The sequence below is a fragment of the Mesobacillus sp. genome, assembly GCF_057785455.1.
Genome location: NZ_JBYNSB010000013.1, coordinates 39,351 through 54,498 on the forward strand (window position 1 = coordinate 39,351; position 15,148 = coordinate 54,498).

The window sequence follows — 15,148 nt, forward strand, 5'->3', positions numbered from 1 at the left end:
TCGATATCAATTATTTTTTTCGCTGTTAAACTAGTTTTTTTATAAAAAATACTTATTTCAGAAATTCTTTCAATGAATTAAACGAAAAATGAGCTGGCGTAATCGCCAGCTCATCTGTAATTTATACTGCAGCCTCTTCGACAGCATGTTCATCTTCTACTACACGCACAAACTGCCCTTCATTGAATGGGTAGCCGGCTTTCGAGATTTTGACTTTCACGATCTTCCCGATCATCTCTTCGGTTGCAGGGAATACAACTTTCAGGTAGTTGTCTGTATAGCCTACGTACAGGCCGCTTTCAGGTGCTTCCTTATAAATTTCTTCAGGAATGACCTCGAGTACCTCGTTTTCGAACTGAGAAGCATATTCTTTTGCAAGCTGATCGGAAAGCTGTATTAAACGGTGTACACGTTCATTTTTAACTTCCTCATCAACCTGGTCTTCCATTCTTGCAGCAGGTGTGCCCGTACGTTTTGAATAAGGGAACACATGCAGCTCGGAAAACTTGTGTTTTTTGATGAAGTTGTAAGTTTCCATGAACTCTTCTTCAGTTTCGCCAGGGAAACCGACGATGATATCGGATGTTACCGCTAGTCCAGGAAGAACTTCCTTCAAACGGTCCAGGCGCTCGCCAAAGAATTCCATCGTGTACTTACGCCGCATTCTTTTCAAGACCGTATCTGAACCCGATTGAAGCGGAATATGAAGATGGCGCACGATAATATTAGACTGGTCAATTACCTCAATGACTTCATCGGTAATCTGGCTAGCCTCAATAGAAGAAATGCGCAGGCGCTTGATGCCCTTGACTTGAGCCTCAAGATCTCTCAGCAGCCCTGCCAAATTATAATCCTTCATATCTTCGCCGTATCCGCCTGTGTGGATTCCTGTAAGGACAATCTCCTTGTAGCCGGCATCAACAAGCTGCTGTGCCTGGCGGATGACTTCCTGCGGATCGCGTGAACGCATAAGGCCTCGAGCCCAAGGGATGATACAGAAGGTGCAGAAATTGTTGCAGCCTTCCTGGATCTTGAGTGATGCTCTTGTCCGGTCTGTAAACGCAGGTACATCAAGCTCCTCATAGACACGATTCTTCATGATGTTTCCAACCGCATTGATTGGCTGGCGCTCTTGCTTGTACTGTTCGATGTAGTCAAGCATCTTAACCCTATCCTGTGTGCCTACGACGATATCCACACCAGGAATCGCCATAATTTCAGCAGGAGATGTCTGGGCATAGCAGCCGGTTACACAGATCACCGCATCGGGATTTTTGCGGACTGCACGGCGAATAACCTGACGGCTCTTCTTGTCACCGGTATTGGTCACGGTACATGTATTGATAACATAAACATCTGATGTAGCTTCGAAGTCTACTCTCTCATATCCTTGTTCTTTGAATAACTGCCAGATCGCTTCTGTTTCGTAATGGTTTACTTTACAACCTAATGTATGGAACGCAACTGATGGCATTATGTTCACCTCAATAATTCAAAATGATAGGAAACAGCAGATAATGCATATAATGGCGCTGTTTCTGTACGCAAGATGCGCGGTCCTAGAGCACATGGTATAAATCCGTTTTCTTTTAGCAGACTGACCTCTTCCCCGGTCAATCCCCCTTCCGGACCAAACACGATCAATAGCTTTTCCCCTGCCTGTATTTCCTTTAGAGTCTGTGACAGGGCGGAGGATTCTCCTTCTCTCGCCTTTTCTTCATAGGCTACAAGCTTATGATCATAACGGCTGCTTGCTTTGATCAGTTCCTTGACACTGATGGGTTCTGCAACGGAAGGGATTGTACTGCGGTGTGACTGTTCTGCAGCTTCCTTGGCAATCTTTTGCCATCTCTCAACCTTTTTTGCAGCCTTTTTGCCGTCCCATTTGACGACTGAGCGGGATGCGGTGAAGGGGACAAATTCATAGGCACCCAATTCTGTTCCTTTTTGGATAATCCATTCGAGCTTATCCCCTTTAGGCAGACCGCTCGCTATAGTGATATGGATCGGCAGCTCAGAAGTCCCTTCCTCCCATTTTACAACGTTTGCCACAACCATTTCATCGGTAATTTCTTCAATCCGGGAAATAGCGGTCTTGCCGCCAGGCACAACACATATTATTTGATCGCCAGCCTTCATTCTCATAACACGTACAATGTGATGATAATCATCGCCGATAATATTGAATTGATCCTTGCTTCCTTGTCCATCAATAAAATAACGCTGCACCACAGCACCTGCTTTCAACATAATTAGGCTGTAAAAAAAAGACAGAAAAAAGGGGTGTTGCCTGTTCCCCTTTTCCCTAGATTATTTCTTTTTGGCAATGATTGCAACCCAGTCCTCCATTGAGATAATTTCTTCAATCTCAAAGCCGGCGTTGATCATCGCATCTTTTACTACTTCTTTTTTCTGCTGGATAATGCCAGAAGTGATGAAGTATCCTCCATCCCTTACGATTCTGCCCGCGTCATCCGCAAAACGGAGAATGACTTCAGCCAGTATATTCGCGACGACAATGTCGGCACCTTCTGGCACACCATCCAACAGATTGTTTTGAGACACAGTGGCGACGTTCTGAACCTTATTAAGCTTAATGTTCAGTTTCGCCACCTGTACTGCAACATCATCGAGGTCCATTGCTTCAATCTTTGCAGCCCCAAGCTTAGCAGCAGCGATGCTCAGTACTCCTGATCCAGTCCCGACATCCACAACCCGGTCCCCTGGTTTTACAGTTCTTTCTAATGCCTGTATACACATAACAGTGGTTGGGTGGGTCCCAGTTCCGAATGCCATTCCAGGGTCGAGCTCGATGATCAGCTCATCTGTATTTACCGGTGTATAGTCTTCCCAAGTCGGAACGATCGTGAACTTTTCAGATATCTTGACCGGATTGTAATACTTTTTCCATGCTGTTGCCCATTCTTCCTCATTCACTTCACTGATGGATACCTTGTTCAGGCCAATATCAATATTGAAGATAATGAGATTATTGATCGCTTCCTTGATTTCGTCGACTGTTTCTCCCAAAAAGCTATTGACCGGAAGATAAGCCTTTATGATGACACCTTCTTCAGGATAATCGTCTGGATTAAGTTGGTATATTTCTCCGAACTGGTCCTCTCTTTCCTTCACAAGCTCCAGCGGATCCTCGATTACAACTCCGCTAGCTCCTGCCTCATGCAGAATATTTGAAATCGGCTCAACCGCTTCGTTTGTTGTCAAAATGCTGATTTCAGACCATTTCATTTATACCAGCTCCATTCAATTATTCACCTTTAAAGGCCCTTTTAACTTTAGAGAAAAAGCTTTCTTCATGATCGCCAAGCGGCATTTGCCCGCTTACTTCAGCAAACTCCTTCAACAGCTGCTTTTGCTTTTCTGATAGCTTTGTTGGGGTCACGATCTTCACAAGTACATGCTGGTCACCAGTGCCATAACCACGCACATTAGGCACACCCTTGCCTTTTAACCTGAACTTGGTTCCAGTCTGTGTGCCTGCTGGTACCTTCAGTTTTACTTTTCCGTGCAGAGTTGGGACTTCTACCTCGTCACCAAGTGCTGCCTGGACAAACGTAATCGGCATTTCACAATAAATATCATCGCCATCGCGTTCAAAAAATTCATGCGACCTGATGTGGAAGACAATGTACAGATCCCCTGAAGGTCCGCCATTGATGCCTGCTTCCCCTTTTCCAGCCACTCTTAGCTGCTGGCCATCGTCAACGCCTGCAGGGATTTTCACATGAATTTTGTTTCTGCGCGTCACTTTTCCAGTGCCAGAACATGTAGAACATTTTTCCTTGATCTCTTTACCCGTTCCATTACAATAATGGCAAACACGGCGGTTCACTATACGTCCGAACGGGGTGTTCTGCTCAACATTCAACTGGCCGCTTCCATGGCAATGCTTACATGTATCAACTTTGGTGCCAGGTTTAGCGCCGGATCCGTCACAAGTATCACATGTCTCTTCACGCGGAATTTCAATATCCGTTTCCTTGCCGAATACTGCTTCCTCAAACTTTAAGGTCATCGTGTATTGGAGATCGGCACCCTGCCTTGGGGCATTAGGGTCACGGCGTCTGCCGCCGCCGCCTCCAAAGAAGGAATTGAAGATATCTTCAAAACCGCCAAAACCGCCGCCAAAATCTGCCCCGCCAAAGCCCTGGTTAGGGTCTACATGGCCGAACTGGTCATATTGGGCGCGCTTTTGGTCATCACTCAGGACTTCATATGCTTCCTTCACTTCTTTAAACTTTTCATCTGCTCCCGGCTCTTTGTTGATGTCCGGATGGAATTGTTTTGAAAGCTTGCGATAAGCTTTCTTTAATTCATCCTTGGTAGCCGATTTACCGACTCCGAGGACTTCATAGTAATCCCGTTTGCTCATGATTACCACTCCCGAATCTTTTCACATAAAGATAATTCTAACATTCCTGTATATTCAAGCGCAATAATTAAAACATCTATTATGCGGTATTTTGTTGGCTCATTTTTAGATGGTACTTTCGTAAAATACACCACAAACAAAAAGCCAAAGCCAAGTATGACCTGACTTTGACTTGTTGTCATGAGAATTATTTTTCGTCGTTTACTTCTTCGAATTCTGCGTCTACGACGTTGTCGTCTTTCTTTGTTCCTTCTTGTCCTGCTTCGCCTTGCTGAGCCTGCTGTGCTTTTGCAGCTTCTTCATAAAGCTTTACGCTCAGGTTTGTAACGATTTCCTGAAGAGCATCCTTTTTAGCACGGATTTCTTCAATTTCGTTCTTTTCAATTGCAGCCTTCAGCTCGTCTTTCGCTTCGTTCGCTTTCTTGACTTCTTCTTCATCTACTTTGCCTTCAAGATCCTTCAAAGTCTTTTCAGTAGTGAATACTAGCTGGTCTGCTTCATTGCGCAATTCTACTTCTTCTTTAAGCTTCTTATCTGCTTCAGCATTTTCTTCCGCTTCTCTTACCATGCGGTCGATTTCTTCATCAGAAAGGCCCGTAGAAGACTTGATCGTGATCTGCTGTTCCTTGTTAGTACCAAGGTCTTTTGCACGGACGTTAACGATACCGTTCTTATCAATATCGAATGTTACTTCGATTTGAGGGATCCCGCGCGGTGCTGGCGGGATATCGGTCAATTGGAAACGGCCAAGAGTTTTGTTGGCAGATGCCATAGAGCGCTCACCCTGAAGCACGTGGATATCAACAGCCGTCTGATTATCAGCAGCTGTAGAGAATACCTGTGATTTAGAAGTCGGGATTGTAGTATTGCGATCGATCAGTTTTGTGAAAACACCGCCCATTGTTTCAATACCAAGTGAAAGCGGAGTAACGTCAAGTAATACAACATCCTTAACATCACCAGAGATAACGCCACCCTGGATAGCAGCACCCATTGCTACTACTTCGTCAGGGTTAACTCCTCTATGCGGCTCTTTGCCTGTTTCTTTTTTAATCGCTTCTTGCACGGCCGGAATACGAGTTGATCCGCCGACAAGGATAACCTTATCAAGATCTGATGGGTTTAGGCCTGCATCCTTAAGCGCCTGGCGAGTAGGCCCCATAGTGCGCTCTACCAATCCAGCAGAAAGCTCTTCGAACTTTGCACGAGTCATGTTCACTTCCAGGTGAAGCGGTCCTGCTTCTCCTGCTGTGATGAATGGAAGTGAAATTTGTGTTGAAGTGACACCAGAAAGGTCCTTCTTAGCTTTTTCAGCAGCATCTTTAAGACGCTGAAGAGCCATCTTGTCTTTTGAAAGGTCAATACCGTTTTCTTTCTTGAATTGTTCAACTAGGTAATCAATGATAACCTGGTCGAAATCGTCACCGCCAAGACGGTTGTCACCAGCAGTCGCTTTTACTTCGAATACCCCATCCCCAAGCTCAAGGATGGAAACGTCGAAAGTTCCGCCTCCAAGGTCATAAACAAGGATTGTCTGGTCTTCGTCCATTTTTTCCAAACCATATGCAAGAGCAGCTGCAGTTGGCTCGTTGATGATACGCTCTACTTCTAAACCAGCGATTTTACCTGCGTCCTTAGTAGCCTGGCGTTCAGCATCATTGAAGTATGCCGGGACAGTAATAACAGCTTTCGTTACAGGTTCACCAAGATAATCTTCAGCATAAGACTTCAAGTATTGAAGAATGACTGCCGATAATTCCTGTGGTGAATATTCCTTGCCTTCAACTTCAACTTTATGGTCTGTACCCATGTGGCGCTTAATTGAAATGATTGTATTAGGGTTTGTGATTGCCTGGCGTTTAGCAACCTCACCAACCTGGCGCTCACCGTTTTTGAAAGCAATGACAGAAGGAGTGGTCCTGTTTCCTTCCGGATTTGGAATAACTTTAGGCTCGCCGCCTTCTAGTACTGCTACGCAAGAGTTTGTTGTACCTAAGTCAATACCGATAATTTTACTCATAATCAATTACCTCCTGGCTCATTTATGTAGGGTCTTTTCGTAAAAACCACTTTTATTGGTTTACTTTTACCATTGCTGGACGAATGACACGATCCTTAAGCATGTAGCCTTTCTGGAATTCTTCAACAACAATGTTAGGACCGAAGTTTTCATCTTCTGCCTGCATGACTGCCTGATGCAGATGAGGGTCAAATTCCTTGCCGACAGCTTCGATCACTTCAACACCCTCGTTTTTAAGGGCATCAAGCAAGCTGCGGTAAACCATCTCAACACCCTGCATAAGGGATTTCGCCTGGTCGTTATCGACTTCCATCTTCATCGCTCTTTCAAAGTTGTCGATAGCAGGGAGCAGATCAGTTATGATGCTTTGTGCTCTATATTTAGCGCTCGCTTCAAGTTCAATCCTTGATCTGCGGCGGAAGTTATCAAAATCAGCCTGAAGTCTCAAGTAACGGTTATCAGCTTCCTCAAGCTTCCCTTCCAGCTCGGCAATTTTCTGCTGTGCAGGATCCTCTGCTGGAGTATCTGCTGTTTGTTCAGAAGCTTCTTCTTCAGCAAAAACTTCTTCAACCGTTTCTTCCTCAACCTGGCTGTTCAATTCTTGCTCTGTGTTTTTTTCTTCTGTCACGTTCTTTCACCTCCCTTAAAGTATCAGCAGCGACAAGCAGCTGCTGCAATAAGCCGGGCATCCGGCAAAGCATTTATTTCAACGAGCTCTCAGCTTCCTGATTACTCTTCGAAAACACATGACAATTCGGGATGGAACTGGCCGTTCCACCCTTAATCAATATTTCCATGGCTACTTATTTTGATACAACTCTGTCAGCACCTTCGATAGGTCTGAGCTGACCAATTGAAGCAAGCTGATGACGCGCGAATATTCCATCCGCGTTGGCCCAAGAAGTGCGATTGTGCCCAATTTTTCTGCACCAATTGAATAGGTGGCGGTAATCAGGCTGCAATTTTCCATCGCAGAGTTATCATTTTCAGTGCCGATTTTAATATTGATTCCTGCAGGATTCTTCTTGATCAGCTGATAAAGCCCTTCTTCCTGCTCAATCATATTCAGTATGCCGCGAATTTTTTCAACATCATTGAATTCAGGCTGGCTCAGGATATTTGTCTTGCCGCCAAAAAAGACCTTTTCATGCGCCGGTATGGTCAAGGTGTCTGTCAGCGTATTGAGCAGCAAATCATAGCTGCTGATATGCTGGCGCAGCAGCACAGCTATCTCCTTATAAATCTTGGAGTTTAGGTTTGTGAGCGGTACACCTGCCAGTCGTTCATTAAGGATGTTGACCATTTTTTCTACATCAGAAGGATCTACGCTTGTTGGAAAATGGAACATTCGATTTTCCACATGCCCAGTATCCGTCACAATGATAGCAATGGCAGTATCCTTATTGAGCGGCACAATCTGGAGCTTTTTGAGCTTGTTGTCCTTTACCGCCGGCCCAAGTACGATTGATGTATAATTTGTCATTTCAGACAGGATCTTTGCTGATTTCTGTACGATTTTTTCAAGCTCGTAAATTCTTTCAGCAAAAATCGATTTAATTGCAGCCATATCTGTCTGATTCAGCTTTTGCGGCATCAGAAGATTATCTACATAAAAGCGATACCCTTTTTCAGAAGGAATCCTTCCCGACGAGGTATGAGTCTTTTCAATGAATCCCAGTTCCTCTAGGTCTGCCATTTCATTTCGGATCGTAGCCGAACTGAAATTTATTTCTTCCTTTTTCGACAAGCTCCTTGAACCTATCGGCTGAGCTGAACGAATAAAGTCATCAACAATCACCTGTAAAATAAGTACCTGACGATCTGTTAACAACATCATCACCTCTGTTAGCACTCTATAAGAACGAGTGCTAATTCTAAAAATAATTTATCAGTAATAGCCGAGGATGTCAATGATTTGATACCCCAATGAATGATTGAAAAACTTCATTTCCAAGAAGGCGTCCCTGCCTTGTTAAATAGATGTTTCCATTATTGGATTCCAGCAAGCCCTTGCTGCGCCATTCCTCGATTTGCTCGGAAAATAGCTCCAGGGGATTTTCTTCGAATTTTTCCAGGAAATGCCGAACAGATACACCATCCGTCTTTCTCAGTCCCAGGAACATCTCTTCTTCCATTCTCTCGTCATGAGATACATCGTGGGAATCCATGATTGGAAGTTGCCCCTTCGACAGTGGTTCCATGTATTTTTTCAACGGGCCGTAATTGGATTGCCTCTTGCCATTCACATAGCTGTGTGCGCCAGCACCGAATCCAAAGTATTCCTCGTTATTCCAGTAAGTGAGATTATGCCTGCTTTCATAGCCCGGCAAAGCAAAATTGCTGATTTCATATTGTCGCAGTCCATGCTGCTCCATTAGCTCCATAAGCGTTTCATACATTTCAGCCTCAGCATCCTCACCCGGAAGCGGTAGCTTGCCTTTTTGCATCAGGTTATAAAAAACCGTCTTAGGCTCAATGATCAGCGAGTAACCTGAATAATGGGGCAAGTCCAGACTTAATGCAGTGCGTAATGAGTCGACGAAGTCTTGCTTTGTCTGGCCAGGCAAACTATAAATCATGTCAACGCTGATATTCTTGAAACCAACCTCTTTTGCCGCTTCTATTGATTCAAACACATCCCTGGCACGATGGCTCCTGCCAATCCTTTGCAGCAGTTCATCATTGAAGGTCTGGACGCCAAAGCTTAAACGATTGACTCCGCCTTCTTTTAAAATCTTCAGCTTTTCCCTGGATAAGTCGCCTGGATTCGCTTCAAATGTATATTCTGTCTTAGCATCTATCGTCAGCTGTCCTTGAATTGCTTCCACCAGGTTTCCAAGCTGGACTTCATTCAAAGCTGTCGGTGTGCCGCCCCCGACAAATACCGTATCAAGCACATTTTTGCTGTTCCTGGTCATAATCTCCATTTCTGTTTCCAATGCCAAAAGGTACTCATCAACCGGCTGGCCTTTCATGAATACCTTGTTAAAATCGCAATAATGGCATATATGGTGGCAAAATGGAATGTGTATATAAGCTGCTTTCATTATAAAATCACTTCCTAGCTGGCTTCGTCGCCAGAATTTGCATGAAGCTATTGAAAAAGAGGCCAGAACCGCTTGTTGCCCAAGCTCATCCAGCCTCCCCTGTTATTTTATTTCTTTGTATTAGTGTCGTCCATTTTCAGGACTGCCATGAACGCTTCCTGCGGAACTTCAACAGAACCAACCTGCTTCATGCGCTTTTTACCTTCTTTTTGCTTCTCAAGAAGCTTACGCTTACGTGAGATGTCTCCGCCGTAACATTTTGCCAATACGTTTTTACGCATGGCTTTAATCGTTGAACGGGCAACGATTTTTTGTCCGATCGCTGCCTGGATTGGCACTTCGAACTGCTGGCGAGGGATTAAGTCCTTTAATTTGTCTACGATGACTTTACCACGCTCATAAGCAAAATCGTTATGAACAATGAAGCTTAATGCATCAACTTTTTCCGCATTAAGGAGTATATCCATCTTCACCAGCTTTGATTGTTTATAACCGATCAGCTCATAATCGAATGAAGCATAACCCTTCGTGCTCGACTTAAGCTGGTCAAAGAAATCATAAACGATTTCGGATAATGGAATCTCATATATGATGCTGACACGGGTTTCATCCATATACTGCATATCGATGAAAATACCCCGTTTTTCCTGGCAAAGCTCCATGATTGCTCCAACATAATCATTTGGCGCCATCATCGTTGCTTTTACATAAGGCTCTTCGACACGGTTGATTTTCTGCGGGTCAGGCATATTTGATGGGTTGTCGACCTTAATCTGTGAACCATCAGTCATGATTACATCATAGATAACGCTTGGCGCTGTTGTGATCAAATCAATCTTGAATTCTCTCTCGATGCGCTCCTGGATGATTTCCATGTGGAGCAGACCCAGGAATCCACAGCGGAATCCAAATCCAAGAGCCTGTGAAGTCTCCGGCTCGAATTGAAGCGCTGAATCGTTAAGCTCAAGTTTTTCAAGTGCTTCCCTTAGATCATTAAACTTGGCTGAATCGATTGGATAAAGACCGCAATATACCATCGGATTCAGGCGGCGATAGCCTGGAAGCGGCTCAGTCGCGCCATTTTTGGCATTGGTAATCGTATCACCTACACGAGTGTCCCCAACATTTTTGATAGCCGCTGTCAGGAAGCCAACGTCGCCGACTGTCAGTTCTGCTGTAGGTGTGGACTTTGGAGTGAATACTCCGACTTCCGTAACCTCAAACTCCTTGCCTGTTGCCATCATTTTGATCTTGTCCCCGACTTTGACGGTTCCATCAACCACACGTATATAGGCAACAACACCACGGTAAGCGTCATATAAAGAGTCAAAGATCAATGCTTTAAGCGGTGCTTCCGGATCTCCCTCAGGAGCAGGCACCTTCTCAACGATTTGCTCAAGGATATCCTCGATGCCGATTCCTGCTTTTGCTGACGCAAGAACAGCTTCAGAAGCATCCAGTCCGATGACTTCTTCGATCTCATTCCTTACTCGTTCCGGATCCGCGCTTGGCAAATCGATTTTATTGATGACCGGCACGATTTCCAGGTCATTATCGATTGCAAGATAAACATTCGCCAGCGTCTGTGCCTCGATTCCCTGTGCCGCATCGACGACAAGAACTGCTCCTTCACATGCTGCAAGGCTTCGAGAAACCTCATAGGTAAAGTCGACGTGCCCTGGAGTATCGATCAAATGGAAGGTATAGATTTCTCCATCCTTTGCCTTATACTTCAATTGTACTGAGTTCAATTTTATCGTAATTCCGCGCTCACGCTCTAAATCCATGGAATCCAATAGCTGATCCTTCATCTCACGCGCAGTCAAAGCGTTCGTTTTTTCAAGGATTCTGTCAGCCAGTGTCGATTTACCATGGTCAATATGGGCGATAATCGAAAAATTTCGTATTTTACTTTGTCTATTAAGTCTATCTTCTCTGTTCATTGCGTTCACTCCTACTATACTCGCGCATGTACACTATTGTTGATTATATCAGCAGGAATATCAAGATTCAATGAAAAACGAAAAGTGCAGGCTGCGCAGGGATAGGATTGTTTGGTTAATCGGTAAATATCTTCTTGTGCTTCTTCAGTATGATTGCTTTTATATTTTATGCTGCGCAGCAAAAACTGTCCTAAAACGTTCTCTGTGTATTTGCATTGTTTTCCATAAAATATGGGGGCGTATGGATCATTAGTGGCACCTCATTTTCGGATCCCAAGCAGATTCATTGGTTACCTTTTTTTCAATGCTCCCGGAATTTGAGTCAACAATACGCTGCATTGGTTACATTTTTTCCGCTGCTCACGGATTTTGGTAACCAATAAGCTTTTTCCCTACCCCAAAAAGAAAAAAACAGCGGGCCTACCCCGCTGCTTCCCTACTTCCCTGTTAACAAATCCACTGTTTTTTCCATAACAAGCGAGATACCTTCTGCGAGTGTCTTTCCCAGTGATGAGAAAAAATTATAAGCTTTCATTTCTTCGAGCTTTTTTCTTTTTTGTTCGAGGTCATGGCTGGAGACATCGTTGCCCAGGATGGCGCTCTGGTAGGTTCCGTCTTTTTCCTCTTTAATCTTGAATGCGCTTTTGAATTGAGGATCGTCGTAGCCTTTCATTTTATGGATGCCTTCGTTTGCCTGCTGCATGCCGAATAGTACGGAAAGGAACATTAAAGAAGCTAGCATGAAGCTTTTAAGCATAAACATTTTCATCTCGATCACCTTGCTTGTTTTATTTCTTATCAGGTTGCTGCTGGACTGGCGCTCCTACTTTTTCTGCCTGCCAGTAAAATTCACTGAATACATCGGCTATGGCGTCAGCGGAACGGTTTAATTCCTCGAAGGTATTATCCACGCCCCCAAATTCGATGAGCAAGGCGTTCTCTGATAAGTCCTGATTGAATTTCCCGTTCGTTGACGCGCCTTTTTTCTCAACAATCCCGCGGCTGAGTCCCTTGCCGTATTTTTTATCTAACAAATTATGAAGTTTTTTTGCGAGGGCAAGGTTCTTTTCGTAATTTGCGTTTTCACCGCCGATGACAAATGCGACCTTGGCATACGGTTTTCCATTGATCTGGATGGTCGTTTTATCCTTGCGGTATCCATCCCTATGGATGTCGATGAAATATTGAAGATCTCTGTTGCCTGTCATTGCCGCCTCTACTACAGGCCGTGATTCTTGATAAGCTTTGCCGAATCCGAGCCCTTTTTTATTAAGATTCGCCATGATATCGGTTTTGTCTACGACTGTGCCTATTCCCCGCTTTTCAAGACCCGCTTTCAACTGATCGCCAACTTTCGTGATGTTCAGCTTTGAATGGTAAGCCTTGTCCGGATCAGTCACACCTTTTAGATACGGAAGGTAAGATTCCCGTGTGTGAGTAAAATAAATGTACACTGCTTTTTTATCACCGGTGGTTAATGGGGCATTTCCAGCATCTGTTTTAGGTTCTGGCGGAAGTTCATGGGTATTCTGCAAGGTTGCCTCCTGTTCCGCTTTCAAAATTTCGATCGGAGGCGCACTTTCCATCGGCATATTTGTATAGTTGGTACCCTCGCCTGCTACAAGAATCTTGCCGTCAAACAAGGAGAAGCCTGGCAGCTCTCTTCCCAGCAAGCTCCGCGGATCATCCAGATTGATATTGGTTGAAAGCTTGAACATCACATTGGTCAGCTTGGGCGCCTGGTGCTCCTTTGGAAGGGCGTGCAGGAACTGGTGGTTCTCCCAGCCCATCAGTGAGAACAGAAGCTGTCCGTTCAGGTTGGTTGCCGCCTGGTTCACTGAATTGGAAGTAATCCGATATTCAGGACGCAGCGAGGTCATGATCCCGCTGATTGAAAAAATACCAATGAGAAAGAATACAAATGCTAGTGCCGCTTTTACCAGATTAGTCCCTTGGACAGCTACGATGATTCCAGATCTTTTATTGATTCTCATTGTTCCACCTCTCTGTGCAAGTCTAGTAAATGTTATGACTTGGCCAGAAAAGATAGAACCACGATCCGTTTTTTAATATATTTGAAACAAACTTTCATTTAATGAGTATACATACCGGTATTATCCTGGTCGATTTTTGTGTGCAGTGCCGAGTTCAGGCCGCCCGCAATCAGATTGGCCATATCCTCGATAAAGACATCCACTTCCTTAGGCGTTACCATCAGATTATGGCCGAGAGGAGAAAGCACCTCATAAATCAGCTTGCGCTTTTCTTCGTCCTCCAGCGTTCCTATCATGCCAAGGAAGGTTTGGCGATGCTGTTCCTCCGGAAGATCCTCTTCAGTTAGCTTCCTTCTTTTTCCAAAGCTCATTCCCGCCGGTACAAGAGATCTTGAAGGTTTACCGCCTTCCCGCATTTCTTTTCCGAAGTGCTTGAGGATAAAGTCGATTGTGTCGCTTGTAATCGAAACCGCATCGACCACAGTAGGCACACCGATTGCGATAACCGGGATACCTAGTGTTTCCTTGCTTAATTCTTTTCTTTTATTCCCGACACCGGAACCAGGATGGATGCCTGTGTCCGAGATTTGGATGGTTGCGTTCACCCTTTCGATCGAACGGGAGGCAAGCGCATCGATTGCGATCACAAAATCAGGCTTAGTTTTTTCAACTACTCCGAAAATAATATCGGAAGTTTCAATACCGGTAAGACCCATTACGCCAGGAGAGAGCGCACTGACCGGACGATATCCTTCTTCAACCTGTTCTGGCTGCAGTTCGAATAAATGCCTTGTTACCAGCAAATTCTCACAGACTAGCGGTCCAAGGGCATCAGGAGTCACATTCCAGTTTCCAAGCCCCACCACCAATGCCGATGCATCTTGATTGATCCCTGCCTGTTTCAGGAAATGGGCAAATTCCGTGGCAAAAACTTTTTCTACCTTCCCTTGCAGCTCACTATCCTGCTGACGGATGCCGACAACCTCGATCGTTAGGTATTGCCCTGGTTTTTTTCCGAGATTCTTTTCGCCCTCTGGTGTTACTTCCACTAAAGATATTTTTATATCATTTTCTTCTTTTTCTTTGATAATGACGCCTTCTATATGTGAGAGATTCTCTTGTCCATGTACTGTAGCAGCCTGGTCTGCCAGCACCATCTCCCGTGCTTCTACGGCCAGGTCCGTCCTGATCGAATACATGCTCAAATCTATTGATTCATTCATACTCGCATTCCTCCACCTTCGGTTTGGCTGTCAAATCAGCATACTATTGCCTATCTTTTCCTTTTATTTAAAAAAACATTCATGTTACACTAGAGTTAAATTGAAGCAGAGTATTGCAATATTAGAACCTGTTTGATAAAATATCATTTGTTCTTAATAAATAAGAAATGTACTGGAAATGTCGAGTTCCATAAAATCTCGATGCTTTTTTAGGAGGTGAACGGAATGCCAAACATTAAATCTGCAATCAAACGTGTAAAAACAAGTGAAGCGAGCAAAGCTCAAAACAGCACTGTAAAATCTACTATGCGTACAGCGGTTAAGAAAGCAGAAGCAGCAATCGTGAACAACGATGCTGAAGCAACAGCTTCTTTCGCTCAAGCTGCTAGCAAGCTTGATAAGGCAGCTGCTAAAGGTCTTATCCATAAGAACGCTGCAGCCCGCAAAAAAGCCCGTCTAATGAAAAAATTAAACGCTAACGGTTAATTTTTAATAGACAAAAAACGACCCATTCCGGGTCGTTTTTTT

The 15,148-nt window shown here is 44.4% G+C and carries 13 protein-coding genes; 1 reads left to right on the forward strand and 12 read right to left on the reverse strand.

The features are described from left to right. Positions 1–121: 121 nt before the first annotated feature. From mtaB to gpr, 12 genes are all read right to left on the reverse strand, one after another. Complete coding sequence (mtaB, locus tag AC3EBE_RS05200) at positions 122–1,474, reverse strand: tRNA (N(6)-L-threonylcarbamoyladenosine(37)-C(2))-methylthiotransferase MtaB (RefSeq protein WP_488593956.1); 1,353 nt, start codon at positions 1,472–1,474, stop codon at positions 122–124. Positions 1,475–1,479: 5 nt separating this feature from the next. Beyond that, complete coding sequence (locus AC3EBE_RS05205) at positions 1,480–2,229, reverse strand: 16S rRNA (uracil(1498)-N(3))-methyltransferase (RefSeq protein ID WP_488593957.1); 750 nt, start codon at positions 2,227–2,229, stop codon at positions 1,480–1,482. Positions 2,230–2,310: 81 nt separating this feature from the next. After that, positions 2,311–3,249 (reverse strand): 50S ribosomal protein L11 methyltransferase, encoded by a 939-nt coding sequence (prmA, locus tag AC3EBE_RS05210; RefSeq protein WP_488593958.1) that lies wholly within the window; start codon positions 3,247–3,249, stop codon positions 2,311–2,313. 19 nt (positions 3,250–3,268) lie between these two features. Next, positions 3,269–4,393 carry a molecular chaperone DnaJ gene (gene dnaJ, locus AC3EBE_RS05215; RefSeq protein WP_488593959.1) on the reverse strand — a complete coding sequence of 375 codons (1,125 nt, stop codon included), beginning with the start codon at positions 4,391–4,393 and terminating at the stop codon, positions 3,269–3,271. Positions 4,394–4,580: 187 nt separating this feature from the next. Then, entirely contained in the window at positions 4,581–6,413 is a 1,833-nt protein-coding gene (dnaK, locus tag AC3EBE_RS05220) for a molecular chaperone DnaK (protein ID WP_488593960.1), read from the reverse strand. 52 nt (positions 6,414–6,465) lie between these two features. Continuing rightward, positions 6,466–7,041, reverse strand: a complete 576-nt coding sequence (grpE, locus tag AC3EBE_RS05225; protein ID WP_488593961.1) for a nucleotide exchange factor GrpE — start codon at positions 7,039–7,041, stop codon at positions 6,466–6,468. 171 nt (positions 7,042–7,212) lie between these two features. After that, on the reverse strand, positions 7,213–8,244 hold the full coding sequence (gene hrcA, locus AC3EBE_RS05230; RefSeq protein WP_488594013.1) for a heat-inducible transcriptional repressor HrcA: 1,032 nt from the start codon (positions 8,242–8,244) through the stop codon (positions 7,213–7,215). Between the two features lie 76 nt (positions 8,245–8,320). Next, on the reverse strand, positions 8,321–9,463 hold the full coding sequence (hemW, locus tag AC3EBE_RS05235; protein ID WP_488594014.1) for a radical SAM family heme chaperone HemW: 1,143 nt from the start codon (positions 9,461–9,463) through the stop codon (positions 8,321–8,323). 104 nt (positions 9,464–9,567) lie between these two features. Then, positions 9,568–11,403 carry a translation elongation factor 4 gene (gene lepA / locus AC3EBE_RS05240; protein WP_488593962.1) on the reverse strand — a complete coding sequence of 612 codons (1,836 nt, stop codon included), beginning with the start codon at positions 11,401–11,403 and terminating at the stop codon, positions 9,568–9,570. 436 nt (positions 11,404–11,839) lie between these two features. Beyond that, positions 11,840–12,172: a YqxA family protein gene (locus AC3EBE_RS05245; protein ID WP_488593963.1), complete on the reverse strand. Its 333-nt coding sequence runs from the start codon at positions 12,170–12,172 to the stop codon at positions 11,840–11,842. A gap of 19 nt (positions 12,173–12,191) precedes the next feature. After that, positions 12,192–13,397 carry a stage II sporulation protein P gene (gene spoIIP / locus AC3EBE_RS05250; RefSeq protein WP_488593964.1) on the reverse strand — a complete coding sequence of 402 codons (1,206 nt, stop codon included), beginning with the start codon at positions 13,395–13,397 and terminating at the stop codon, positions 12,192–12,194. A gap of 98 nt (positions 13,398–13,495) precedes the next feature. After that, positions 13,496–14,620: a GPR endopeptidase gene (gene gpr, locus AC3EBE_RS05255; RefSeq protein WP_488593965.1), complete on the reverse strand. Its 1,125-nt coding sequence runs from the start codon at positions 14,618–14,620 to the stop codon at positions 13,496–13,498. Positions 14,621–14,845: 225 nt separating this feature from the next. Between gpr and rpsT the strand changes: the two genes are divergently transcribed. Beyond that, positions 14,846–15,106 carry a 30S ribosomal protein S20 gene (gene rpsT / locus AC3EBE_RS05260; protein WP_488593966.1) on the forward strand — a complete coding sequence of 87 codons (261 nt, stop codon included), beginning with the start codon at positions 14,846–14,848 and terminating at the stop codon, positions 15,104–15,106. The last annotated feature ends 42 nt before the right edge of the window (positions 15,107–15,148 follow it).